Source organism: Myxococcus sp. AM011 (assembly GCF_013372595.1).
Taxonomy (GTDB): domain Bacteria; phylum Myxococcota; class Myxococcia; order Myxococcales; family Myxococcaceae; genus Myxococcus; species Myxococcus eversor.
Genome location: NZ_JABXEM010000198.1, coordinates 1 through 22,588 on the forward strand (window position 1 = coordinate 1; position 22,588 = coordinate 22,588).

The window sequence follows — 22,588 nt, forward strand, 5'->3', positions numbered from 1 at the left end:
GGGGTGGGGTGGGGAGCTCCTCGACGACGCGAGGCTTGGTAGGCGCGGAGGCCAGCAGCAGCAGGGCGAGCATGGGGAGCATGTCGCCCCCGACGAAGCGCCGCGCGGTTTATTCAAGGCACCGCGCGGTGCTGGTGATGAAGCTCAGCGCGGGCGCGAGCCCTGTCGCCCCGCACCTCGGGGTCCACTGGCGCGGGGCTGGGCGGAGGGGCGCGGCTCACGCGGTGCGTCGTCCGCGTCGCGTTCCTCGGTGCGCTGACGTCGAGCGGCCTCGGCGGGAGTCTCCGGCGGCACGAGCGCCTGCGGTCCCCGGCCGATGAGGTCCGCGCGGCCGGCCTGCTTCAGCGCCTCGCGCGCCAGGGGCCAGTGCTCGGGGTTCCAGTAGAGCAGGAGCGCCTTCTGGAGCCGCTTCTCGCGCAGGCCCTGGGCCGTGTAGACGGGCTCCATCTTCAGCGGGTCGATTCCGGTGAAGTACATGGCGGTGGCCATGGCCATCGGGGTGGGGATGAAGTCCTGCACCTGACGAGGCCGCTTCCCGTTCTTCTTCAGCCACAGCGCCAGTTCCACCATGTCTTCCAGCGTGGAGCCGGGGTGGCCGCTGATGAAGTAGGGGATGTCGTACTGCTCCTTGCCGGCCTCCTCGCTGGCACAGGCGAACATGGCCTGGAAGCGCTCGAAGCTCTCGATGCCGGGCTTCTTCATCTTCTCCAGCACGCGCGGGGACACGTGCTCGGGCGCCACGGAGAGCTGCCCGCCGACGTGGTGCGCCGCCAGCTCCTTCACGTACTCGGGCGAGCGCTCGGCCAAATCGTAGCGGACGCCGCTGGCGATGAAGACGTGCTTGACGCCTTCCTCCTGGCGCACGTCCTTCATCAGGCTGATGAGCGGGCCGTGGTCCGTCTGGAGGTTTTCACAGACGCCCGGGTGCACGCAGGACAGCTTGCGGCAGCGCTTCTCGATGTCCTCGCTCTTGCACTTGAGCTTGTACATGTTGGCGGTGGGGCCGCCGAGGTCGGTGACGGTTCCGCGGAAGTCGCCCATGCGCCGCAGCGCGCGGACCTCGCGCAGCACGCTCTCCGCCGAGCGACTCTGGATGACGCGGCCTTCGTGCTCGGTGATGGAGCAGAAGGTGCAGCCGCCGAAGCAGCCGCGCATGAGGACGATGGAGTGCTTCACCGTCTCGTAGGCGGGGATGCCCTCGTCCTTGTAGATGGGGTGGGGGACGCGGTTGAAGGGCAAGTCGTACAGCTCGTCCATGGCCACGGTCTTCTCACCGGTGGCGGGGTTGCCCACGCCGTCCTCCAGCGGGAGCGCGGGCGCGTTCATGAAGATGGCGCGGTTGCCGTGGCGCTGCGCGAGGGGACGCGCGTTGCCCGGGTTGGTCTCCATCTGGAAGTCGCGGCTCATGACCGCGAAGGCCCGCTTGTCGGCGACGACGGACTCGTAGGGCGGCAGGACGACCGTCTTGCGGTCCGCGGCGCGTCTGGCCGGGTCGGCCTCGTGGACGCGCATCTGTTCGTCGTTGATGAGGTACGCGGTGCCGCGCACGTCGCGGATGTCCTCGATGCGCTCGCCGTTCCGCATGCGGTCGGCGACTTCCATGATGGGGCGCTCGCCCATGCCGAAGACGAGCAGGTCCGCCTTGGCGTCGAAGAGGATGGAGCGGCGGACCTTCTCGCTCCAGTAGTCGAAGTGGGCGATGCGGCGGAGGCTGGCTTCGATGCCGCCGAGGATGATGGGGACGTCGGGGTAGGCCTCGCGGCAGCGCTGGGCGTAGACGATGGTGGCGCGGTCCGGCCGGCAGTTGGTGCGCCCACCGGGGCTGTACTGGTCCTCGGAGCGGTTCTTCTTCTGCGCCGTGAGCCGGTTGAGCATGGAGTCGAGGTTGCCGGCGGCGACCCCGAAGAACATGCGCGGAGGCCCCAGGGCCTTGAAGGGCTCGGCCGAGTGCCAGTCAGGCTGGGGGATGATGCCCACCTTGAAGCCTCGGCCCTCCAGGAAGCGGGCGATGAGCACCGGGCCGAAGGCCGCGTGGTCCACGTACGCGTCTCCCGTCACGATGATGATGTCGCACTGCTCCCAGCCACGCGCCTGCATGTCGGCGCGGGTGATGGGCAGGAAGGGATGGGCGTAGCGGGTCGGAAGGGCCATGGCGGTGGGGCGGCTGCTTCGGGGGCATCTCTCCTAAACACCCCCCGCGCCACGAAGCAAACAGGGCGGGAGCGGGGGTGTACACCCAAGAGGGCCTCGTGCCCACCTCGCCATCCTGGCCCGTGGGCGACTGGCCGGCCGGAGTGGGGGCTGGAGGCGGTATCCTGGAATTCATGGATATGCCGTTAAGGCGGAAGGGCTCCTGGGTGGTGAAGTGGTGGTTCCTGGGGTTTCTGCTGCCGGTGGCGTGTGCGACGACGCCGGGGCCCTGGCCCGGCCCGGGTGAGTCGAGTCCGGGGACTCCCGCTCGTTACGAGCAGGGCCTGGATACGGTCTCGAACTCTTGTGGGAAGAACCCCGCCTGCTACACGCAACGTGGGAGTGAGGCCATCATGCCCGCGCTCCCGCGTGCGGTGGGGGTGGCTCGGGGCGTCAGCGCCGTGTTTCGAGTGCTGGAGTCCGCCGAGCTGGCGCGCGTGGAACAGCTTCTGGTCCAGTGTGCGAAGGAGGCGGACCGGGAGGTCAATGAACGCGAGTACGGGCTTGGGAAGAGGCCCGATGATGCGGAGTGTGAACGCGTGGTCGGATACGATGGAAAGGGCAATAAGGTCAGGCGCCGCATGGAGTTGGGAATACTGAAGCACGAGGTGGCTTTTGCGTGCGTGAAGCGAGAGCTGGTGCGGCTCTTCCCCGATAACGTCTCTATAGAGCCGCGCTACGGGCCCGACCCGAGGACGGGACGGTATGTCCTCACCCGGGTTTGGGAGGATTCGCTCAAGCCAGACATCGTGGTCCACTTCTCGCGAGACCCCAACCGGGTCCAGTGCGTCTACGACTTCAAGTTCCCGTGCTCGGTTGCCGGCAAGAGCAACCCCCTTGCGAACGACGGCACACTGGAGCAATTGAGCCGGTACAAGAAGCTAGGTCGGCCTTGCACTCCGTCCATCGTCACACCTCAACTTGGGGTCAGCCATGTCAGCCCAGAGTGAGCGCTTCCCTCGCATCCGCCGTTTCTCCCAACGTCCCGATGGCGAGCGACTGGTGGTTCGGGACGTGCTGCGCATCGCGTATTACATGCCACATGACCATCAGGAGCTCGCTGCTGGTATCGAACATGCTCTCGGAGTCTATCGGCGAGCCGTGGGGGAGGGCGCCGAAGGACTGACCCAGTCATGGGAGGATGGTGAATCCATTCGCCTCAATTCCGAGGAATGGGAAATCGTTCGGGCCTCGCTACGTCCGAGCCCTTCGAGGTGGTTTTTCGAAGACGTCCCCGAGAGCGATCCGTTCTTCCGACAGATGAGCAAGACACTGACGGACCGTTCCGTGCTCCTGACTGGCGGAGGCCAGTCTGACGACAACGGGTATCTGTTCTGGTATCAGGCGCGCCTCCCCTCTCGCGCGCCTTCCAGGACAGGCGTCAGTCTCCTGCAGGCCACGTTTCCCACCGAATACGTCGAGGCCCATGGCCCCGGGCACGTGAGAGAACTGGCGATGGAGATGGCCTCTGGCCTGCCGCTCTCCTCCGGTCATGCGGGGCTTGCGCTGGCTCTCCATACGGCCCGCTGGCATGCCCTTCCCCGACTGAAGGAGGAACTCGCCCGCTACCCCGGAGTGGATGTGCCCGGAGTTGCCAAGCACCATTCCTTGGGAGAGAGGGTCGATGGCGTCCACTGGCTGAACTTCCTGGGCCCCTCGCTGCTCGAGTCCCTGGGGGGCCAGGCGAGCTTGCGAGCCCGACTCCATTCACCGGGGACCACCGTTCAAGACGTGGGCACTTCGGGTAATGCCGTGGTGACGCTCGGTGCGTGGCCCGAAGCCGGAGACCTCTCTGTCGGCGACAACCTCCCCGCCTATCGTGAGCTGGCGCGAGTCCTGGAGCCCTGGCTGGAGGAGTTCCTTCCGGGGCATGCAACGGTCTGGATCGGGTATGACTCCGAACCGGCGTATTCCGAGGAGGAAGTCCGTCGCTGGTGGCGGCGCTTCCTCGACTGACGCCAGGGATGTGGGGGCGTGGGCGCGTTGACGCGGATCCATGCCTCCCCTACCTTCGCGCGCCCGTACCCGGCTCGGCCCGAGGGGCCCGGGCCCGCCGCCATGACGCACCGGACGCACAACGAAGTCTCCGAAGGGCGCCCCGCGCCGCAAGAGGGAGACTCCGTCCGAGAGCTTCACGTCGAGTACGACGATGCTCCCGTCCCGCCTCAGTCTTCGCGCTCCAACGCCTCCACGCGCCCGCCCGCCCACGCGGACTCGGCGGACGACGCACCCGCGACTCCCTCCGCTCCGGACCCGACGGAGGACATCCCCCGGTCGCCCAATCCGCTGCTGGCCCTCTCCCGCTCGAAAGGCCGGAGCCCTAAGCCCTCCTCGCCCCGCGCCGAGTCCGCTGCGCCCGATGAGCCGACCGCCCGCGATGTGGCCGCGCCCTCCGACGTCACCACGTCCGAGCGCGAGGTCATGCAGGCCGCCGTGGCGACCGGCAAACGCCGCGAAGCCTGGCGCCCACCCGCCTATCTCCCCGATGACCTGAGCGACGCGCTCCTGTCCGAGCGCAGCCAGTACCGGGCGAAGCTGCTCCAGGACGTCCGTCAGGTCAGCCTCCAGGGCCCCGGTGTCATCTCCCTGGTTCCCATTCCCGCAGCGGACCCGGACTGGTCCGGTGGCGCGCTGCTCGGCTTCCTCGGTGAGGAGTGCGTCTTCGGCGGCGACGTCGTCCACCTCGACTTCGAATCCGGCCGCGTCTTCGCCGCCCCCGACCACGGCGACGACGTGGACCGCCGCGCCCTCTCCGCCGAGCGCTGGTGCTACCGGCCCTATGACTTCGCGGAGGCGCTCTGCACGGCCGCCTCGGCCTACGAGGAACGACAGCCCGCGCTCACCCAGGCCCTGCGTCGCGCCAGCGGTGAGGAGCCCGCCGCCGAGGCTCGCCCCCAGCACGCGGAGCTCATGCCCGCGGATCGCCTGTGGGCGCAGCCCTGGGGCTGCATCTGGGGCCCTCCCGGCACGGGCAAGACGACGGCCATCGCGGACCTCATCGCCCGCGCCCTGCGCTCCTTCCCCGGTGAGCGCATCCTCGCCGTCGCACCCACCAACCGCGCCGCGGACGAACTGGTGTTGCGTGTCAGCGCGCTCCTGGAACGCGAGCCCATCCCCCTGCGCCCCCTGGCGCGCAGCATCTTCCGGGGCGGCACCGGCGCCAGTGACGCTCTCGCGAAGTTGCCCACCGTCACGCTCGAGGACACCAAGGGCGGCAAGCTGCGCGCGAGCATCGAGGAGCGCGAGCGCGAGCTGTACCTCCAGCGCGTGCGAGGCGGCCCCGCGCACGAACTCGCCAAGCTCCAGGCGGAGCTGCGCGGCCTGCGCGGGAAGATGAAGGACCCCACGCTCAAGGAAGCGGAGAAGGGCGACTGCCCGCTCATGGTCCTCACCGTTCACCGCGCCCTGCGCCTGGTGTCGGAGCTGGAAGGCAAGAGCACCTTCGCGCGACTCGTCGTCGACGAGGCCGGCATGGTGACTCGCGCCGCCACGGCGTTGATGGCGCCGCTGGCCGAGCGGGTGACGCTCGCCGGAGACCCGAAGCAGATTGGCCCCGTGTCGCGAGCGGCCGAGGGCGCTGGACGTGGCACCCAGAAGTGGCTGCGTGCCAGTGGCCTGTCCCATCTGGAAGACGCGGTGAAGGACGCCGCGCGCCCGGACGTCCTGCTGCTGCGCACCCAGCACCGCATGCACCCGGACATCGCCCGCGTGGTGAGCCACTTCTGCTACGGCGGCGCGCTGGAGGACGGCGACATCGTCAAGGCCCGCGCACAGAAGGCCCCGCCCGTGCCCGCCTTCGCGGAGACGCGCGCCGGCTGGGTGGTTCTCGATGGCCTCAGTCGCGACGCGAAGCGCCTCACCCACGGAAGAGGTGAGACGGGCTCCGGCTACCAGCGAGAGCTGTCCGCCGAGCTGGCCGTGTCGCTCGCCCGCGAGGCCGTGCGCGCGGGCCTCAGCGTCCTGTGCGTCACGCCCTACCGCGCCCAGGCCGCCCTCATTCGCAGGCTGGGCACGTCCGCAGGGTTTCGCGGTGATGCCTTCAGCGCGTCCACCATCCACCGCCAGCAGGGCACCCAGTACGACGTCGTGCTCGTGGACACCGTGGCCGGAGGCCGGCCCTTCCCACCGCACACGCTGGTGCCCATGCTCAACGTGGCCGCCAGTCGCGCGCGCGACTACCTGCTGGTGCTCGCCTCCCGAGACGAGGCCCGGGGCGCGACGATTCCACAGCGCTTCCTGTCGCTGCTGCCGCGCCTGAAGGTCCTCCCCGGCACGCCGCTTCGTCTGGAGCCGCTGCCCATGCCGCAGCAACCCGCGCAGCCTCCGCCCCCACCGCCTCCGAGCGCCCCTGCCACCCTGGGCGGCGAAATCGAGGGCGCGCGTCCCACGCGGCCCCTCTTCACTCAAGAGCAGGTGTCCCTCTTCGAGCGCCGCTTCGACGACGGCCATCACCTGGTGCGAGGCGTGGCCGGCAGCGGCAAGACGTTTGTCCTGGCCCACTGGGTGGCGCGCTACCTGCTGGAGCACGAGGACACGCGGGTGCTCGTGTCCTTCTTCAACCGCGCGCTCGCGCCGCTGGTGGACAAGCTGCTGGTGGAGGCGATTGTCCAGCGCGCCGGCCGTCAGCGTGCGCGCGAGCTGCGAGCCCGGGTGACGGTGAAGCACGTGGGCGCGCTGCGCCGCGTGGAGCCCGAGTCCTTCGACGGCGTCTTCGTGGACGAGGCACAGGACATGGACGCTCGCGCGCTGGCGATGCTCCACGCGCTGGTGCGTCCGCACGTGCTCACCGACGGACGCGAGGTGCGCTGCCTCCAGTTGTTCATGGACGACTCGCAGAACGTCTACGGCCAGGTGCCCATCGACTCCCTCAAGGAGCAGCTCCCGGAGGGGCTGTCCTTCCGGGGCCGCACCCGCGTCCTCAAGGAGACCTTCCGCGCCACCCGCGACATCCTCGACGTGGCCTTCAACGTGGTGCTGGACCCGCTGCGCCAGCACGCCACCAGCGACCCCGGCATGCGCGAGTACATGAAGGCGGGAGAGCTGGCCCGTGAGGGGCTCCTGTGGCTGCCCGAGGAGACGCTGGAGGGTCTGTACCGCGTGCAGTCCACCGAGCGCGGCGGCGTGCTGCCCCAGGTGCGCGGCTTCGCCTCCGGCGCCAGCGAGGCCCGGCAGGTGGCGAAGGAAGTGGCCCGCCTCATTCGCGACGAGAGCGTCCATCCCGGCGACATCCTCATCGTCGCGCCCGTGATGCCGTCGCAGTACACGGACGCGCTCAACCGCGCGGGGGTGCCCGCGCACGCCTACGGTGGCAAGGGAGGCCGCGACGTGACGGACTTCCGGGTGAGCGGCGTGGACCATGTGCGCGCCACCACCGTGTTCTCCTGCAAGGGCCACGAGTGCCCCATCGTCTTCTTCGCGGGCCTGGACGCACTGGACACCGTGGAGCACTGGATGGCCGGCGCCAAGGAGCGCAACGCCCGGGAGAACGAGCGCATCCGCCGCGCCATGTTCTACGTGGGTGCCACGCGCGCGATGAAGCGCCAGTACCTCACCGGCGTCCGAGGCGCGCGCTTCCTGCGCGTGGCCACCTCCTACGTGGAGACGCTCGCCGGGCTGTCGCCCACCGGGGACACGGGCGGCAAGCCGGCCTGAAACGACGAAGGCCCCGACACCGCCTCTTCGCGGTGCCAGGGCCTCCTGGAGCTCAAGGGCTCGGGGCTAGCGCTGGACGGGCCCGTCGACGGGCGGCGCCTGCAGCGTCTTGTTGTAGGTGGGGATGCCCACCTCGAGCGAGGACCAGTAGATCAACGCCGCCAGCCGCAGGATGCGACCTTGGAGGCTCTGGTGGCCGGTGGGGTCTCCGCCGCCGCCCGACGAACCGCGCGGGTCTCCATCATTGAGGTCCGCCACGTTGCGGCAGCCCTCCTTTTCATCCTTCGGTTTGCAGTCGGTGAGGAACTCGGCGGTGGCCGAAATCCTGGGCGTGGGCGCCGGGTTCTGCTGCTGCATCGCCGACGTCGTCCCTTCCTCGGAAGACGAGGTCTCCTGCGCACCGCGCGTCGCGGAGGGCGCCCGGTCCTGGGTGTCGACGATTTCGTTGCGACTCACGTCCACCGTATAGGTGGTGACGCGCTGGGGATTGACGCGGTCCCTCAGGACGACGCGGACGAGCGCGCCCTTGGGCGCCTTGCTCTGAATCTGCTGCGTCGTCGGAATCGTGTCGACACGGCGACAGGCCACGACACCCAGCAGCAGGGAAACCAGCAGGAGACTTTTCTTCATGGTGGTGGGGAACTCGGGTCTGGGTGAGACGGACTACTCGAAGAGGAGCACCTGGCGGACCCAGGCGCTCCCGCGACTGCGAAGCCAATCCTGACGCGCGTCGCGCAGCACGAGCGCGGCGGGAATGCCCTCGCGAATGCGCGCCAGCACGGGCTCGAAGAAGGCCGACGCCTCGCTGTCGGGAATCTCCTGCGTGGCGGCGAGCACGGCCCGCGCGCCGGCTTCGATGAACGCCACGGGCAGGCCAAACGTTTCATGGAAGTACGCCGTGCTGTGCGCGGCGTGGCAGGCGGCGAGCAACACGACGGGCCTTCCCAGGAGCTTCTCGCCCTGGATGTCCGTGGCCGTCAGCGCGTAGCGGCCGCTCTTCTCCTCCGGAGACAGCACCAGCAGGGAACCATCCGCCACGCTCGGGTCGACGATGCCGTGCGCGTGAATCTGCACCTCGGTGGCCTCCTGCATCGCCTGCAGCACATGCGCCGGGGTGGCCGAAGCGCCGCGCAAGGTGGAGAGGCTCTCGTCCTCCACCGCCGGCGGGCTCCACGCGCGAAGCGAGGGCAGGTGCAGCTCGCTCGGGGCATTCACGTCCGCCACCACCAGTCGAGATGGAGGCCGGGAGGGCTGCTCCGGGGGCGGCGGTGCCACCCGGTAGGCCCACGCCAGTTCGGGCGGCAGCAGGCCCGGCTTGCCGAGCAAGGGAGGCCGCGCCAGCACGTCCACGCTGACGCAGGGCCGCAGGGACTCCACGAACTTCTCCGGCACCAGGCCCTCCACGCCCTCCAGCCGCTGGCGGCGGTCCGCGTCGTAGTGGCTCAAGAGGCGACCCGTCGAGTCGCGCGCCACCAGGGCCGTGCGCTCGTCGTCCACGGTGATGCCCAGCGTGCAGCGCTCCGGAAGCGTCAGCGCGCGCTCTTCCGCGAACAGCGCGAGCGCCTTCTCCTGCTCGCCGTAGCGCACGGCATCCAGGATGAGCGACGTGAAGCTGTAGGTGCGCGCCTTGCGGGCGTTGACGTCAGTGCCCAGCTTCGGTGTCGCCTCGTCGATGGCCTGACGCAGGAGCGCCTGCCCCCGACGCCGGTCCTGCTCGATGACGAAGCGTCCTTCGATGTGGCGCAGCAGCGAGCCATCCCCGGTCGCCTCGCGCGAGGGAGACGCGCGCAGGGCCTCCAGGCCTCGCATCAACAGGGCGCCATCGTCGTCGCGGCGCGCGTGCGTGTGGGCCAGGTCGGCGATGACGAAGGCGCGCACCAGCGACGGCGGCTGGCCGCACTTCGCCGCGCGGTCCAACTGCTCGCGGGCTCCGGCGAAGTCGAGCGTGCGGTAGTACGCGAGCGCGAGGTTCGTATAGGAGAGCTCGTGGTCCTGGCAGCGCTCGGGGATTCGCAGGATGGCCTCCTCCATGTACGCGCGGGCCAGCGACAAATCTCCATGGAAGCGGGCCACCTGGCCCAGCTCCTGGATGAGCCGCAGCTCCTTGGTCCACTCCCGGCCGGAGCGGGCGTTTTCAATCGCCGCCAGGGCCTGCGTGCGCGCCTCCACGGGACGATGCTGGTCCGTCTCCACCAGGGCGAGGGTGCGCTGCAGCTCCAGGCAGCGATAGTTGATTCTCCGCGTCGAACCGCCACAGGACGCGCCCAGCGCCTGCGTCAGCCGGATGCGGGCACGAGCCGCCTGGCCTTGTTGAAGATCCCCCCGAGCCTGCCGCTCCTCGGCAAGCAGTGCGAACCAGGGGTCCTTCGTGGCCAGCGCGAGCGCGCGGTACTCGGCTTCGTGTCGACGCGAGTCCTTCAAGAAGAGCATCGCGCCCAGCAGGAGGTCCTCCTGCCGCGCCTCGCGAAGCTTCTCAATCAGGGTGTCCAGCGCGGGAGGCGCCAGCTCGCCGCGCGTCAGGAGGACGTACTGCTTCGCCAGCGGCCCGCGCACGCCGAAGTCCCCCCGGGCGGCGCGGCGCAGGGAGTCCTCCAGATGCGTGCCCCCGTCCAGCCGGTCCAACTGGAGCGCGAGCGGGCGCAGCGCCTCCACGCGCTCGGCGGAGGAGGCGGTGCGCACGGCGTCGTAGAAGCACAGCCGGGACAGGCCCGGGTAGCGCTCCACCTCGGAGGGGGAGAGCACGTCGCCTCCGGCCACCATGTCATCGCAGTGCTGCTTCGCGCCCTTCCAGCCCTTGCGCTGCTCGCCTTCCAGGTTCCGCAGCTCCGCGGCGCGCTGTGAGGCCTCCTCGCTCCAGCCCGGCTCCTTCAGCGCGGCCACCTGGTCGAAGGCCTCCGCGGCCTGCAGCGACAGGCCCAGGGCCTTGAGCGCCAGCCCCCGGTTCCACAGGGCCTGCGCGTGCTGGGGCCGCTGCTTCAGCGCGCGGTCCGCCAGCGTCAGGGCCTCTTCCGGGGCGCCCCGCTGGAGCGCGAGGGCGGCGCGGTCCGAGTCCAGGTCCGGCGACGTCTCCAGCTTGTCCAGGAAGGCACCGGCCTGGGCCGGGTCTCCACGCAAGAGATACGCGGACGCGATGCCCCGCTCGTCTCCGGCCTCCTCCAGCTTCGCCAGCTCCCTCAGCGACAGCGCGCGGGGCTTGTCGCCACCGCTGCGCATCACCTCGTAGGGACGGTGCCTGTCCGCGCTCGGATGGGTCAACCGGGCCTCCAGCGTGCGCCCGGGCGTCTGACCCAACCACAGCTCGGAAGAGTCCGCCGACGAAGCCGACCGCGTCACGAGCACCCACGCCGCCAGGCCCGCGGCCAGCGCCAGCGGCAACACCATCATCCAGGTCCTTCGCCGCTTGAGCAGGGGCGGAGGCGGAACGAAGGCGAGGGTGTCACCGGACGCGTCGTGCAGCGCGTCGTCCGCGAGCAGCTCCAGGGCGAGCAGTTCCTTCATCCGTGCCTCGCACGGGTGGCAGCGGGTCAGGTGGTGGCGGAAGTTCTCCGCGTCCACCGGCGCCAGCTCGCCGTCGATGAAGATCTCCAGTCTGTCGCACAACTCATTCATGGTCTGGCCCTGCCCTCACTCGAGGCGGCGCCGGGAGCCAGCAGCCCCCGCAGAGCCTGCCGCGCCTCGCTGAGCCACCGCCCCACCGTTCCCTCGGGTGCATCCAACTGCTTCGCGATGGCCCGATATCGAAGTCCGGCCACATGCAGCCGGTACGCCTCTCGCAGATGCGGCGGCCGGAGCTGCTCGATGGCGCGTTGGAAGTCGGCCCGCGTGACTTGCTCCCATTGCTCCAGCGGCACCGGCTCCCCGGACACCTCCTGGTCCTGCACCACGCGCAACGACGGCGCCCCCAACACCTCCGTGCGTCTGCGCCGACAATGGTCCAGGAAGCGATTGCTCAGCGTCGTGCTCAGCCACACGCTCACCGCGCCCGGGTTCTCCGCCACCAACCGGTCGAAGTTCCGGTAGGCGCGCTCGAGCGTCTCCTGCACCAGGTCTTCAGGGTCGATTCCACCCCCGGAGCACAGGCGCCGGGCAAGACGCAGCAGTCCCGGCCGTCGCGAGCGAGCGAACGCATCGAACTGTCGGTGCTGCCCGTCGTCCATCGTGGCGCGAACCCCTACACCCATCTTCTCATGTCGTTCCACCGGTGGAGCGCCCCCTCCGCTCGATTGAACGTGGGCGGGGATTTCCCTTCGGTGGTGCGCTGGAGACGCTACGCGTTGCGGGTGGGTATGGGTAGGCCCACCTGGGTCAGTTTCGACAGGATGCGACGATTGCGGGCCAGTCGGTGGTGGCGGGGAGGCGGCCCTCGGCGTGCTCGGGACGTCCTCCGCCCCGGCCCCCGGCGGCCTCGGCGGCACGCTTCAGGAAGGCACCGCAGCCGAACGAGGAGGAGGCGCCCCGGGAGATGAGGACCGCGAGGCCGTCTGCGGTGCGGCCGGCGAGGAACACCACCGCGTCGGGGCGGGAGGTGAGGCGGGTGGCCACGGCGCGCAGTTGCTCGGGGCCGGCGCCGTCCAGCACGGCGACGAGGTGTTTGTCAGTCGACGCATCGAGCTGGGCGGCGAGCTCCACGGCGGTGTGCTCGGCCAGGCGCGCGCGGGCGGCGCCCAGGGCCTCGCGGGCCTCGGTCAGCTCGCGGCGCAGCTTCTCCACCACGGTGGGCACCTCCGCGGGGCCGCACGTGAAGGCCCGTCCCATGGCGCGCAGCGTGCCCGCTTCTTCCCACAGCTCGCGCCTCGCGCGCGGGCCCGCGGAGAAGAGGACGCGGCCCTTGCCCTTGTAGCGCTCCACGCCCAGCACCCGCACCATGCCCACCTGTCCGGTGCGCGTGCAGTGGGTGCCACCGCAGGGGGACACGTCGAAGTCACCCATCTGGATGACGCGGATGTTGTCCGTCACCTTGGGCGCGCGGCGCAGGGGCAGCGCGGCCAGCTCCTCGGGCGTGGGGAAGAAGGCGCGGATGGGGAGGTCGGCGTCGATGATGGCGTTGACGTGCGCCTCGGCCTGGGCCACGCGCTCTTCGTCCAGCGTGTCCTGGTCCGTGTCGATGGTGCACGTGGCGCCCAGTCGCGAGGACACGGTGGCCGCGCCCGCGATGTCCAAGAGCGCGCGCGACAGCATGTGCTGGCCGGTGTGCAGCGACATGTGAGCGCGGCGTCGCTCCGCGTCCACCAGGCCCTCGAGCGCCTCGCCGGGAGCGGGCAGGGGCTTCGTGTCCGCGACGTCCAGCAGGTGGTGCACGGTGCCCGCGTCGTCCACCTGCACGTCGCGCACGGCCCGGCCTCCGAGCACGCCGTAATCGGCCATCTGCCCGCCGGCCTCCGGATAGAAGGCGGTGCGGTCCAGCACCACGGAGGGCGCTCCGTTCCACGTGCCGTGGGCCACGACACGCGCGGTGAAGCGGTGGAGGAACGGGTCATCGAAATAGAGGCGCTCGGTGGACATGGTGCGCGGCAAATAACACGCCGCTGAAACTCGCGCGGCCCGGCCGTCACTATCCGTCGTAACCCATCCACATCCAACGAGGTCCTCCCATGAAGTCCCGGGTCTCCGCGTTCATCGCGGCCGCTGTCGTGTTGTCTTCGTTCCAGCCCGCCCTCGCCGGTGACGAGCCCAAGCCCGACTGCGACAAGCAGCCCCAGGCCTCCCGAGGCACCCAGAAGCTCATCGCCGCCACGCCGCGCGCGGAGGCTCCGGCGCTGGGGCCCCAGAAGGCGGCGGTGACGGTGGAGGTGTGGTCCGACTTCGAGTGCCCCTTCTGTGAGCGGGGCGCGTCGGTCGTCGAGGGCCTGCGCGAGCGGTATGGCGACAAGATTCGCATCGTCTTCCGGCACATGCCGCTGCCCTCCCACGCGGACGCGAAGAAGGCGGCCATCGCGGCGATGGCGGCGCACGAGCAGGGCAAGTTCTGGGAGATGCACGACGTGCTCTTCGACAACCAGCGCGCGTTGGACCGGGCCTCGCTGGAGAAGTACGCGAAGGGGCTGGGGCTCGACCTGGAGCGCTTCCGCAAGTCGCTCGACACCAAGGCCTGGGACAACTACGTGGAGGCCGACCTCGTGGAGGCGCAGCGCCGAGGCATCGCCGGCACGCCCACGTTCTTCATCAACGGCACCGGGGTGACGGGGGCCCAGTCGCTGGACGTCTTCACCGGGCACATCGACGCCGCGCTGAAGCGCTGAAGTCCGGCCCCGGCGCTTCAGGCCGCGTCCGAGCGGGACTTCGTCGTCGAGGTGGAGGGCAACGGCCCCCCGGGGAGTTCCAGGTCCAGCGGGGGGATTCGCGGCAGGCGGACGGTGAAGCAGGTGCCGCCCTCGGGGGAGCTCTCCACGTCGATGCGGCCCTGGTGCGAGGTGATGATGCCGTGCACCACGGCCAGCCCCATGCCCGTGCCTTCGCCCGCGGGTTTGGTGGTGAAGAAGGGCTGGAAGAGCCGGGCCTGCACGTCGGGCGTCATTCCGGCGCCCGAGTCGCGCACGCACAGCACCGCGTCGTCGGCCTCCATGCGCGTGGACAGGTGGATGCGGCCTCCACCGGGCATGGCCTGCGCCGCGTTCATGAGCAGGTTCACCACCACCTGCGCGAGCTGACCGGGGCGCCCCAGGAGGCGCGGCAGGTCCGCCAGCGTCACCTCCACCTCGCAATGGGCCTGCACCTGGGTGCGGGTGATGCGCAGCGCGACGGCGATCTCCTCGTTGAGGTCGTACTCCTCCAGCGCCCCCGGGTCCCCACGCGCGAAGCGCCGCAGGTCCGCGACGATGGCGACGACGCGGCGGATGCCATCCGCGGTGGCGGGCAGCACGTCGTCCACGTATTCGGTCAGCTCCGGCGGCAGTTGCTTCAGGGCGCGCAGGTCCATGAGCAACGCGTTCACATTGCTCTTCACGTAGCTCATGGGGTTGTTGATTTCGTGCGCCACGCCCGCCGCCAGCATGCCCAGGCTGGACAGCCGCTCCTGCTCACGCGCGCGGCGGTGGGCCAGCTCCAGCTGCGCGTGCGCCTGCGCCAGTTCCTCGTGCTGGCGGGCCAGTCCCCGCAGGGCATGGTGCGTGAGGAACACCCGTCCCTCGGAGATGAAGTACGTGAGCAGCGACAGCAGCACGAAGCAGGCGGGGAGGAACGGCGGACACCCGTCCACCAGCGCCGCGCCCGAAACGAGCACCAGCAGCAGCATCAGCCGCGGTCGCGCGCTCGAGTCCGCGAAGTAGTCCACCCACAGCGCGTTGAGCGGCAGGTACAGCCAGACGGGCAGGGCCCAGTCGCTCGCCATACCGTAGAAGACGGTGGCCAGCATGTTCATCGTGAAGCGCACGGCCTCCACGAGGCGGGTGTGGCGCGAGAAGAAATCCCGCGCGAACACCAGGTTGGCCGACGTCACCACCACGAAGCCCACCGTCACCAGGACGATGTGGGTCCACTGTCCCCAGAGGCTGGCGACGAGCAGGCCGTGGATGAGGAGGCACGCCAGCAGGGTGAACCGCTTGAGGCGGCTGTTCACCCAGTCCGCGTCGATGTCCGTCTCCGGGGCTTCCGTGGACGGAGGCGGAGTCATGCCTCGCCCACCCCCTGTCGGATGGCGGGATTCGGCTCCGCGCGCACCGGCAGCTCCAACCGCAGCCGCTGCGGCCCGCCCACCTCCGCGACGAAGGACAGCCGCCCGCCGAAGCGCTCCAGCAGGCCCCCGACGACCTTCAGGCTGTCATCCGCCAGCAGGCCCGCGAAGCGCTCGATGATTTTGACGGCCTGGTCCGCGGGGAACGCGGGGTCGGCCACCTGCACCTTCAGCACGAGCGCCGCGTCCGTGGGGCTCACCTCCGCGCTGACACCCTGGTGCGCGGCGCGGAACGGCGCGTAGAGCTGGGCGAGCGTCTCGCGGTGGCGCAACAGGCCGGACAGGTACGTCACCAGCTCCGCGTCGTCCCACGGCTTGCTGATGAAGCGACAGATTTCGCCTTCGTTCACCGAGGCGACCACCGACTTGAAGTCGGCGTAGCCGGAGATGATGAGCCGCAGCGCGAGCGGGTGGCTGCGTTTGATTCGCTGCAACAGCTCGCTGCCCGTCATCCCCGGCATCCGGAAGTCCGTCAGGACGATGTCCGGGCTGAAGGTCTTGAGCCGCTCGAGCGCTTCTTCTCCGTTGAACGCGAGCTGGACGTCGAAACCCTCGCGCCGCAGCAGCCGCCTCAAGGCGTGCGCCACCTGCGGCTCGTCGTCCACCACCAGCACCTTGTATGCTTCCATGACGCCTTGGCTCCTCTGCCGCGGCACTCTAGTACGCAGTCCCGGAGAAAGTGTCAGGACCTGAATACTGGGTCAGGCCTGCACCTGCTACAGAGTGGGAGTCCTCGCAATGAATGTGAGTGGGGTGTGGCGCGGTGCCGGTGCCTTGCTGGCGCTCTCGGTGCTGATGACCTCCTGTGTCCAGCGGCGGGAGGTGGGACTGGAGCGGGTGCGGAAGGCGGGCGAGCTGCGGTGGGGCGCGGATGCGCAAGGGGGCGAGCCGTACGCCATGGAGGACCCGGACGTACCGGGACGCATGCGTGGGTTCGAGGTGGAGCTGGCGGACGCGCTGGCGCGGGAGCTGGGGGTGCGCGCCCGCTTCGTGCAGAACGACTGGTCCAGCCTGATTCCCTCATTGGAGCGCGGCTCGTTCGATGTGGCGCTCAACGGCATCGAAATCACGCCCGCGCGCAGCGGTCGCATCCTCTTCACGCGGCCGTACTTCATCTTCCAGCTCCGGCTGATGGCCCGGCGCGACGACGACACCGTCACGGGCCTGGCGTCGCTGCGGGGCCGGCGCGTGGGGACGCTCGCCAACTCCCAGGCGTGGGATTTGCTCCAGCGCGAGGGCATCCACGCGGTGCCGTACGAGGGCGTGGAGGAGCCCTACATCGACCTGGAGCAGGGGCGGGTGGACGCGGTGCTGATGGATGACCTCATCGCCCAGCGCTACGGCCAGCCGCGCGCGGTGCTGCGCGTGGTGGGTGACGTGGGCGAGGGCTACTACGCGATTGCCGTGCGGCCCGGGGACGAGGACCTGCGCGCGGCGCTGGACGTGGCGCTGGGGCACATCGCCCGCTCGGGTGAGCTGCGGCAGATCTTCGCGCGGTGGAACATCGACAGCGCGGCCCAGCAGCGGATGGTGGAGTGGTCCGACGCGCAGACGCGCGAGGTGCTCGCGCAGACGCAGACGCCGCATCTGGGCTGGGCGCAGTGGGTGATGTTCCTCCAGGCGGCGCTGGTGACGCTGGTGGTCTCCGTGCTGGCCATGGCGCTCGCGGTGCCGCTGGGCGTGGGCCTGGCGCTCGCGCGACTGTTCGGCCCGCGCTGGCTGGGCCGGCTGGCCTCGGTGTACGTGGAGCTGTTTCGCGGCACGCCGGTGTTGCTCCAGCTCTATGTCCTCTACTACGGCCTCGCGGGCGTGCTGCGGTTGGACGCGCTCAGCGCCGCGGTGCTGGGGCTGGGGTTGAACTACGCGGCCTACGAGGCGGAGGTGTACCGGGCGGGAGTGCTGGCGGTGCCGCGCGGGCAGATGGAGGCGGCGCTCGCGCTGGGCATGTCCACGCCGCTGGCGCTGCGGCGGGTCGTCTTTCCCCAGGCCTTCCGCGTGGCCCTGCCCAGCGCCACCAACGACTTCATCGCGCTCTTGAAGGACAGCTCCCTGGTGTCGGTCATCTCCGTTGTCGAACTCACCAAACGGATGACGATTACCGCGGTGGATGTTCGCGGTTGGTTGTTGCCCGGTGCGCTGTGCGCGGCGCTCTACCTGGCGATGAGCTACCCTCTGGCGCTCCTGGCGAGGCGGTTGGAAGCGAGGTTGGAACGCGGATGATTGAAGTGAAGGACCTGTGCAAGCGCTACGACGGGCGCGCGGTGCTGGACGGCATCAACGCGTCCTTCGCCCCCGGTGAGGTGGTGGCGCTGGTTGGGCCCTCGGGAGGGGGCAAGAGCACGCTGTTGCGCTGCCTGAATGGACTGGAGCCCTTCGACTCAGGCTCCATCCGGGTGGGGGGCGATGTCCTGGAGCCCGGAGCGCTGCGAGCGCGGGGGACGCAGGTGTCCAACATCCGTCGTCGCGTGGGCTTCGTCTTCCAGCAGTGGCACCTGTTCGCGCACCGCACCGCGCTGGGCAACATCACCGAGGCCCCCCGGTACGTGAGGGGCCTGGACGCGAAGGCGGCCATGGCGCTGGGGCGTGCTCTTCTGGAGAAGGTGGGTCTGTCCCACCGCGAGGGGGCCTACCCGTCGGAGCTGTCCGGTGGCGAGCAACAGCGGGTGGCGATTGCCCGGGCGCTGGCGATGGAGCCCGAGGCCTTGCTGCTGGACGAGCCCACCAGCGCGCTGGACCCCGAGCGGGTGGGCGAGCTGGTGGAGCTGCTGTCACGACTGCGAGACGACGGACTCGCCCTGGTGACGGTGACGCACGAGATGCGCTTCGCGCGGGAGCTGTGCTCGCGAATGCTGGTGCTGCATGGGGGGCGCATCCTGGAGGAGGGCACTCCCGCGCAGGTGTTGGAGCGGCCCCGACATGAGCGCACCCGCGCCTTCCTCGGGCTGGAGCGTGTCGTCCGGCAGGAGGCCCCGGGAGGACTGGAGCCGGGCACAACCGCCGTCGCCACGGTGTTCCCCGCGGCGACGGCGAGGGAGTGACATGCGCGCGGAGGTACAACTCACGGAGATGGGGCAGGGCAAGGGGCCAAGGGTGCTCCTGCTGCCTGGCCTGGGAGCCCGGGGCTCGGGCTTCCGTGCGCTCGCGGAGGCGCTGTCCCCGGTGGCCCGCCCGGTGCTCGTCGAGTACCCGGAAGGGGCGCATGCGGCCCTGGGCGCGGGCGCCCTGGCGCGGCAGGTGTCGCGGGCCGCGGGAGAGATGGACGCGGTGGTGGCCAGCTCGTTCGGCGGCATGGTGGCCGCGCACCTCGCGGCGGCGGGGGTGGTGCGGGGCGTGGCCTTTCTGGGGGCCTTCACGCGCACGGCGCACCTGGGCGCGAGGGGACTGCTCATCGGGATGATGGGGCCCATTGCCTTGTGGGGCCGGCCCGGCGTCGTCGCGGCGGGGCTCGCGGCATGGCGGCCCGTGCCCTTCGCGCGGGTGCCAGAGGTGGTGCCCACCACCGCGCTGGAGCGCAGCACCACGTGGCATCGCGCGCTGGCCATTCGCGGCGAAGCGCCTCCGCCGGAGCTGCGTCGGCTGGAGGTCTCCTGTGTCTGCATCCAGGGGGACAGGGACGTGCTGGTGCCGCCGTCCACGTTGGAGAAGCTGGTGGAGTCGCTTCCGCCGGGGACGCCTCGACACCTCTTGAGGGGCGCGGGACACGTGCCGTACTTCACCCACCCGGAGGCGTGCGCGGAGTTGTTGGGGCCGTGGCTCGCGGGGCTGTCATTCGCCCGGAGTGCGTCAGCGGCCTGACGCGGCGCGAGGCTCCTGTCCAGGGGTGGACGGAGTCAAAGGGGGATGTACCTGACGGCGGCCTGCCGCTACCGTGCGCCCCCGAATGCAGAACCGTTTCACGCGTTGGCTCGTCGTCCTCGTCGTCTTCTCCACCGGGTTCGCGTGGGCTCATCCGTCCGGACAGGACGCGGGCTCCGTGGCCGACGCCGTGCGCGCGGCGCCCGTGCTCCCGACGCCTCCCGGGGCCGTGACTCCGGAGCCGCCCGCCGCGGAGCGTCCGCGCTCCGTGTTGCTGCTGGGGGACAGCCTCATCGCCACGGGGTTTGGTGACTACCTGCTGGCCCGGCTGGAGGCGCACCCGGAGATACGCGCGTCGCGTCGCGCGCGGTCCTCCACGGGGCTGGCTCGCCCGGACTTCTTCGACTGGATGGAGGTGGGCGAAGAGGAGGTGAAGCGCCACCAGCCCGACGTGGTGGTGGTGATTCTGGGGGGCAATGATGGACAGTCCCTGCAGGAGCGCAGCGGCGGCAAGCCCGTCCACTGGGGCAAGCCGGAGTGGGAGGACGCGTACCGCCGACGCGTCGACTCCTTCGCGAGTGTCATCGCCGCGCCGGGCCGGAAGATTGTCTGGTTGGAGCTGCCCGCGACGGGGCGCAAGCGCTTCGAGCAGAAGCTGGGCCTCATCCGGGGACTTCAGCGCGAGGTCATCAGCTCCCGCGCGGACGCGCGCTATGTCGACACACGCGAGTACTTCACCGATGCCCAGGGCAAGGCGCTGCTCCAGGCGCGAGTCGAGGGCTTCCGCAAGCCGATGAAGCTGCGCATGAGCGACGGCGTGCACTTCACCATCGCGGGTGGACGCTACTTCGCCAGCAAGGTGTACCCCGAGGTGCTCGGCGCCCTGGGCCTGCTCCAGGGATAGGTCGAGGTGCTCGGTGCGCTGGGGCTGCTCCAGGGCAGGCTCGAGGTACCCGGTGCGCGGGGGTTGCACCAGGGACAGGTGCTCGGCGCGCTGGGCCTCACCAGGGCCAGGTGACGCGAGCAACGAGGCTCGCGCCGGTTGTATGGGGCGGAGTGCTTCCTGGCGCCACGAAGCGACCGCGCGACGTGTCGCGCATCGGTTGCTCCCGCGCCCTGGAGCGACCCCAGGCGCCGCGATGTCCCGCGGCGCGCAGGGCGCGTCGTTTCAGTGAGGCGCGAGCGCCGTGACGAGCCGATCCGCCTGCTCGCGGATGTTCTTGTCCTGGCTGGCCTGCGCGCGCCGGGCGTGGGTGAGCGCCGTCGCCGCGTCGCTGTCCGACAGCGCGAGCGCCAGGTTGAGGTGCAGGCCCGGGTCGTCCGGGTGGGCCTTCAATGCCTCGGAGAGCACCTTCCGGGCGGCGTGGCCGCCACCGGGCTTGGACAGGTGCAGCACGGAGAGGTCCGTGGCGGCGCCCACGTCGCCCGGGGCGAACGTCAGCGTCTCCTCCAGCAGCTTCTTCGCCTCCGCGTCATCGCCGAGCCTGCGCCGGACCTTCGCCAGCGCCACGCGCACCTGGGCGTTGCCCGGGGCCTTCTCCAGCGCCTCGCGAAGGATGCGGTCCGCGTCCTCGTCCTTGCCCGCGACGAAGGCGGACAGGCCGTGCAGGTAGATGGCGTCCGCGCTCTCCGGCAGCTTCAGCCGCAGCTCGATGGCCGCGCGCATCGCCGCGTCGGGCGCGCCCGCGAAGAGGCACAGCGACGCGAACTCGCGGAACAGCGACGGCTCCGTGGGCTTGCGGAGGATGGCCTGTCGCAGCGTCACCAGCGCCGGGCCAATCTGGCCCTGGAGCACCTGGACACGCGAGGCCAGCAGGAAGGGCAGGTGCTCGGTGCGAGTCGCCTCGGCGGCTTCCTGGTAGGCCTTCAGCGCCGCGTCCAGGTTGCCCGTCCCCTGCTGCGCCTTGCCCAGGTACGTGAGCGTCTGCGCGTTGCCCGGCTGCATCGCCAGCGCATGCTCCAGCGGGCTGATGGCCTGCGCGTACTTCTCGTGCGCTAGCAGGCCTCGTGCGTAGTTGAGGACCTCGAAGAAGCCCGCGGTCGGCTGCGCGGCGAGCGTCGCGAGCAACTCCAGCGCGCTCGCATCGCCCTTCTCGGCGTTCAGCCGCGCCAGGTGGCTGAGCGCCTCGGGGTGCGTGGGATGTAGAGCGAGCAGTGAGTCCAGGAAGCCACGCGCGCCCTCATCGTCGTGCTGCGCGAGGCGCAGGCGCGCGAGGCCGAGCAGCGCGCTCGCGTCCTGGGGGTCCTGTTCGAGAGCGCGCTGGAACTCGCGGGCCGCCTCCTTGAGGAGGCCCTGCTTCATCAAACGCGCGGCGGAGGTAGCCAGCTTGGAGACGGCCATGGGGTCGCCGACTCTAGCCCAGCCCCGGGGGGCCAGGCATCGCCGGAATGCTCCGATTCCGCATTACAGGCCGAAGAAGTCGCCGACGCCTTCGATGATGTCCTTGCCCTTGTTCACCGCGCCGGAGAAGACGTCGCCGGCCGCGTCCACCACCGCGCCACCCGCGTTGATGGCGCCCTCGGCCACGTTCTCCAGGACCTCGCCACCCGCGGCGACCGCCGTCTCACCCACGGCCTTCAGCACGTTGCCCGCGTTGACCGAACCCTCGATGTCCACACCCAGGCCCAGGCCCGCGGTGGCCTCGACGCCCACGTCGAACTCCAGGTTGCCGTTGTTCAGGCCGATGTCGGCGTGCGCGTCGCCGCTCACACCCGCGCTGGCGCTGGCGGTGACGCTGGCGGAGGCCAGGGTGTCACCCTCGTGCTTCAGCTCGATGGACCCGGTGAGGCTCGCCTGGGCGCCCGCGAAACCCGACGCGGAGGCGTTGATGGACAGGTTGCCGTCCGTGCCCACGTGCAGGTCCAGGTTGATGTGGCCGTCGGCGCCAATCTTGCCCATGGCCTCCAAGTCCAACTCCACCGAGTACTTCTCGCCGGCGATCTCGAAGTCCACCGTCTTGGAGGCCCCGGCGCCCGCTTCCACCGCCGTGGCGTCGATGTCCACCGCGAGGTTCACGTCGATGCCGGACAGGCCCACGTCCGCGTCCACCTTGGCATCCGCAGTGAAGGACGGGCCCTGCGCGTAGGCGCGGGTGTCGATGCCACCAGGACCCTTGCCGTTCACCTCGGCCCGAGCGCCACCCGCCTCGAAGCTGGACTGGCCACTCACCAGGTTGCCGCGCGGCTGCTCCACGTTGCCCTGCGCCTGCGTGTCCACGCGCGGGTTGCGCGACTGCGTCCCGTTGCGCGGGGCCTGCTCGTCGCGCACGGGCGGGGGCGGCT

17 protein-coding genes are annotated in these 22,588 nt (G+C 70.4%); 8 read left to right on the top strand and 9 right to left on the bottom strand.

What is annotated here, in order from left to right:
- Positions 1-144 precede the first annotated feature (144 nt).
- Positions 145-2,151 carry a YgiQ family radical SAM protein gene (locus HUW62_RS32975; RefSeq protein ID WP_163861133.1) on the bottom strand — a complete coding sequence of 669 codons (2,007 nt, stop codon included), beginning with the start codon at positions 2,149-2,151 and terminating at the stop codon, positions 145-147.
- Positions 2,152-2,543: 392 nt separating this feature from the next.
- Here HUW62_RS32975 and HUW62_RS32980 point away from each other — a divergent pair, with 392 nt between their 5' ends.
- The 3 genes from HUW62_RS32980 to HUW62_RS32990 all read left to right on the top strand — a co-directional run bounded on the left by HUW62_RS32980 (position 2,544) and on the right by HUW62_RS32990 (position 7,842).
- Positions 2,544-3,140: a hypothetical protein gene (locus HUW62_RS32980; protein ID WP_176436673.1), complete on the top strand. Its 597-nt coding sequence runs from the start codon at positions 2,544-2,546 to the stop codon at positions 3,138-3,140.
- A 64-nt stretch (positions 3,141-3,204) separates the two neighbouring features.
- On the top strand, positions 3,205-4,146 hold the full coding sequence (locus HUW62_RS32985) for a type VI immunity family protein (RefSeq protein ID WP_163861136.1): 942 nt from the start codon (positions 3,205-3,207) through the stop codon (positions 4,144-4,146).
- Between the two features lie 102 nt (positions 4,147-4,248).
- The gene (locus HUW62_RS32990; protein ID WP_176436674.1) at positions 4,249-7,842 is read left to right on the top strand and encodes an AAA family ATPase; all 3,594 of its coding nucleotides are present in this window, start codon (positions 4,249-4,251) and stop codon (positions 7,840-7,842) included.
- 66 nt (positions 7,843-7,908) lie between these two features.
- Here the strand turns inward: HUW62_RS32990 and HUW62_RS32995 are convergent, their stop codons facing one another.
- The 4 genes from HUW62_RS32995 to HUW62_RS33010 form a co-directional block, all read right to left on the bottom strand.
- Entirely contained in the window at positions 7,909-8,472 is a 564-nt protein-coding gene (locus HUW62_RS32995) for a hypothetical protein (protein WP_163861140.1), read from the bottom strand.
- Between the two features lie 33 nt (positions 8,473-8,505).
- The gene (locus HUW62_RS33000; RefSeq protein ID WP_176436675.1) at positions 8,506-11,451 is read right to left on the bottom strand and encodes a CHAT domain-containing protein; all 2,946 of its coding nucleotides are present in this window, start codon (positions 11,449-11,451) and stop codon (positions 8,506-8,508) included.
- Positions 11,448-12,023 (bottom strand): RNA polymerase sigma factor, encoded by a 576-nt coding sequence (locus tag HUW62_RS33005; RefSeq protein WP_163862723.1) that lies wholly within the window; start codon positions 12,021-12,023, stop codon positions 11,448-11,450. Before HUW62_RS33005 ends, HUW62_RS33000 begins: the two co-directional genes overlap by 4 nt.
- A 124-nt stretch (positions 12,024-12,147) precedes the next feature.
- Positions 12,148-13,344, bottom strand: coding sequence for an alanyl-tRNA editing protein (locus HUW62_RS33010; RefSeq protein ID WP_163861145.1), 1,197 nt, complete (start codon positions 13,342-13,344; stop codon positions 12,148-12,150).
- A gap of 89 nt (positions 13,345-13,433) precedes the next feature.
- On the opposite strand from HUW62_RS33010, the gene HUW62_RS33015 reads away from it, so the two are divergent.
- Complete coding sequence (locus tag HUW62_RS33015; RefSeq protein WP_176436676.1) at positions 13,434-14,081, top strand: thioredoxin domain-containing protein; 648 nt, start codon at positions 13,434-13,436, stop codon at positions 14,079-14,081.
- A gap of 17 nt (positions 14,082-14,098) precedes the next feature.
- Here HUW62_RS33015 and HUW62_RS33020 read toward each other — a convergent pair whose 3' ends face one another.
- Entirely contained in the window at positions 14,099-15,451 is a 1,353-nt protein-coding gene (locus tag HUW62_RS33020) for a sensor histidine kinase (RefSeq protein ID WP_163861149.1), read from the bottom strand.
- The gene (locus HUW62_RS33025; protein WP_163861151.1) at positions 15,448-16,140 is read right to left on the bottom strand and encodes a response regulator; all 693 of its coding nucleotides are present in this window, start codon (positions 16,138-16,140) and stop codon (positions 15,448-15,450) included. Before HUW62_RS33025 ends, HUW62_RS33020 begins: the two co-directional genes overlap by 4 nt.
- A 109-nt stretch (positions 16,141-16,249) precedes the next feature.
- Between HUW62_RS33025 and HUW62_RS33030 the strand changes: the two genes are divergently transcribed.
- The 4 genes from HUW62_RS33030 (at position 16,250) to HUW62_RS33045 (ending at position 20,210) form a co-directional block, all read left to right on the top strand.
- Complete coding sequence (locus HUW62_RS33030; protein ID WP_176436677.1) at positions 16,250-17,731, top strand: ABC transporter substrate-binding protein/permease; 1,482 nt, start codon at positions 16,250-16,252, stop codon at positions 17,729-17,731.
- Positions 17,728-18,549, top strand: coding sequence for an amino acid ABC transporter ATP-binding protein (locus HUW62_RS33035; RefSeq protein ID WP_176436678.1), 822 nt, complete (start codon positions 17,728-17,730; stop codon positions 18,547-18,549). Before HUW62_RS33030 ends, HUW62_RS33035 begins: the two co-directional genes overlap by 4 nt.
- 1 nt (position 18,550) lies before the next feature.
- The gene (locus HUW62_RS33040) at positions 18,551-19,306 is read left to right on the top strand and encodes an alpha/beta fold hydrolase (protein ID WP_176436679.1); all 756 of its coding nucleotides are present in this window, start codon (positions 18,551-18,553) and stop codon (positions 19,304-19,306) included.
- Between the two features lie 85 nt (positions 19,307-19,391).
- On the top strand, positions 19,392-20,210 hold the full coding sequence (locus HUW62_RS33045; RefSeq protein ID WP_163861157.1) for a DUF459 domain-containing protein: 819 nt from the start codon (positions 19,392-19,394) through the stop codon (positions 20,208-20,210).
- 264 nt (positions 20,211-20,474) lie between these two features.
- Here HUW62_RS33045 and HUW62_RS33050 read toward each other — a convergent pair whose 3' ends face one another.
- Positions 20,475-21,647 carry a tetratricopeptide repeat protein gene (locus tag HUW62_RS33050; protein WP_176436680.1) on the bottom strand — a complete coding sequence of 391 codons (1,173 nt, stop codon included), beginning with the start codon at positions 21,645-21,647 and terminating at the stop codon, positions 20,475-20,477.
- Positions 21,648-21,710: 63 nt separating this feature from the next.
- Positions 21,711-22,588, bottom strand: an 878-nt coding sequence (locus HUW62_RS33055; RefSeq protein WP_176436681.1) for a Circumsporozoite protein, incomplete at its 5' end; no start/stop codon positions are given.

Coding starts and splice junctions, on each gene's coding strand:
- HUW62_RS32975 (WP_163861133.1), bottom strand. CDS start 2,151: ATGGCCCTTCCGACCCGCTACGCCCATCCCTTCCTGCCCATCACCCGC.
- HUW62_RS32980 (WP_176436673.1), top strand. CDS start 2,544: ATGCCCGCGCTCCCGCGTGCGGTGGGGGTGGCTCGGGGCGTCAGCGCC.
- HUW62_RS32990 (WP_176436674.1), top strand. CDS start 4,249: ATGACGCACCGGACGCACAACGAAGTCTCCGAAGGGCGCCCCGCGCCG.
- HUW62_RS32995 (WP_163861140.1), bottom strand. CDS start 8,472: ATGAAGAAAAGTCTCCTGCTGGTTTCCCTGCTGCTGGGTGTCGTGGCC.
- HUW62_RS33000 (WP_176436675.1), bottom strand. CDS start 11,451: ATGAATGAGTTGTGCGACAGACTGGAGATCTTCATCGACGGCGAGCTG.
- HUW62_RS33005 (WP_163862723.1), bottom strand. CDS start 12,023: ATGGGTGTAGGGGTTCGCGCCACGATGGACGACGGGCAGCACCGACAG.
- HUW62_RS33010 (WP_163861145.1), bottom strand. CDS start 13,344: ATGTCCACCGAGCGCCTCTATTTCGATGACCCGTTCCTCCACCGCTTC.
- HUW62_RS33015 (WP_176436676.1), top strand. CDS start 13,434: ATGAAGTCCCGGGTCTCCGCGTTCATCGCGGCCGCTGTCGTGTTGTCT.
- HUW62_RS33020 (WP_163861149.1), bottom strand. CDS start 15,451: ATGACTCCGCCTCCGTCCACGGAAGCCCCGGAGACGGACATCGACGCG.
- HUW62_RS33025 (WP_163861151.1), bottom strand. CDS start 16,140: ATGGAAGCATACAAGGTGCTGGTGGTGGACGACGAGCCGCAGGTGGCG.
- HUW62_RS33030 (WP_176436677.1), top strand. CDS start 16,250: ATGAATGTGAGTGGGGTGTGGCGCGGTGCCGGTGCCTTGCTGGCGCTC.
- HUW62_RS33035 (WP_176436678.1), top strand. CDS start 17,728: ATGATTGAAGTGAAGGACCTGTGCAAGCGCTACGACGGGCGCGCGGTG.
- HUW62_RS33040 (WP_176436679.1), top strand. CDS start 18,551: ATGCGCGCGGAGGTACAACTCACGGAGATGGGGCAGGGCAAGGGGCCA.
- HUW62_RS33045 (WP_163861157.1), top strand. CDS start 19,392: ATGCAGAACCGTTTCACGCGTTGGCTCGTCGTCCTCGTCGTCTTCTCC.
- HUW62_RS33050 (WP_176436680.1), bottom strand. CDS start 21,647: ATGGCCGTCTCCAAGCTGGCTACCTCCGCCGCGCGTTTGATGAAGCAG.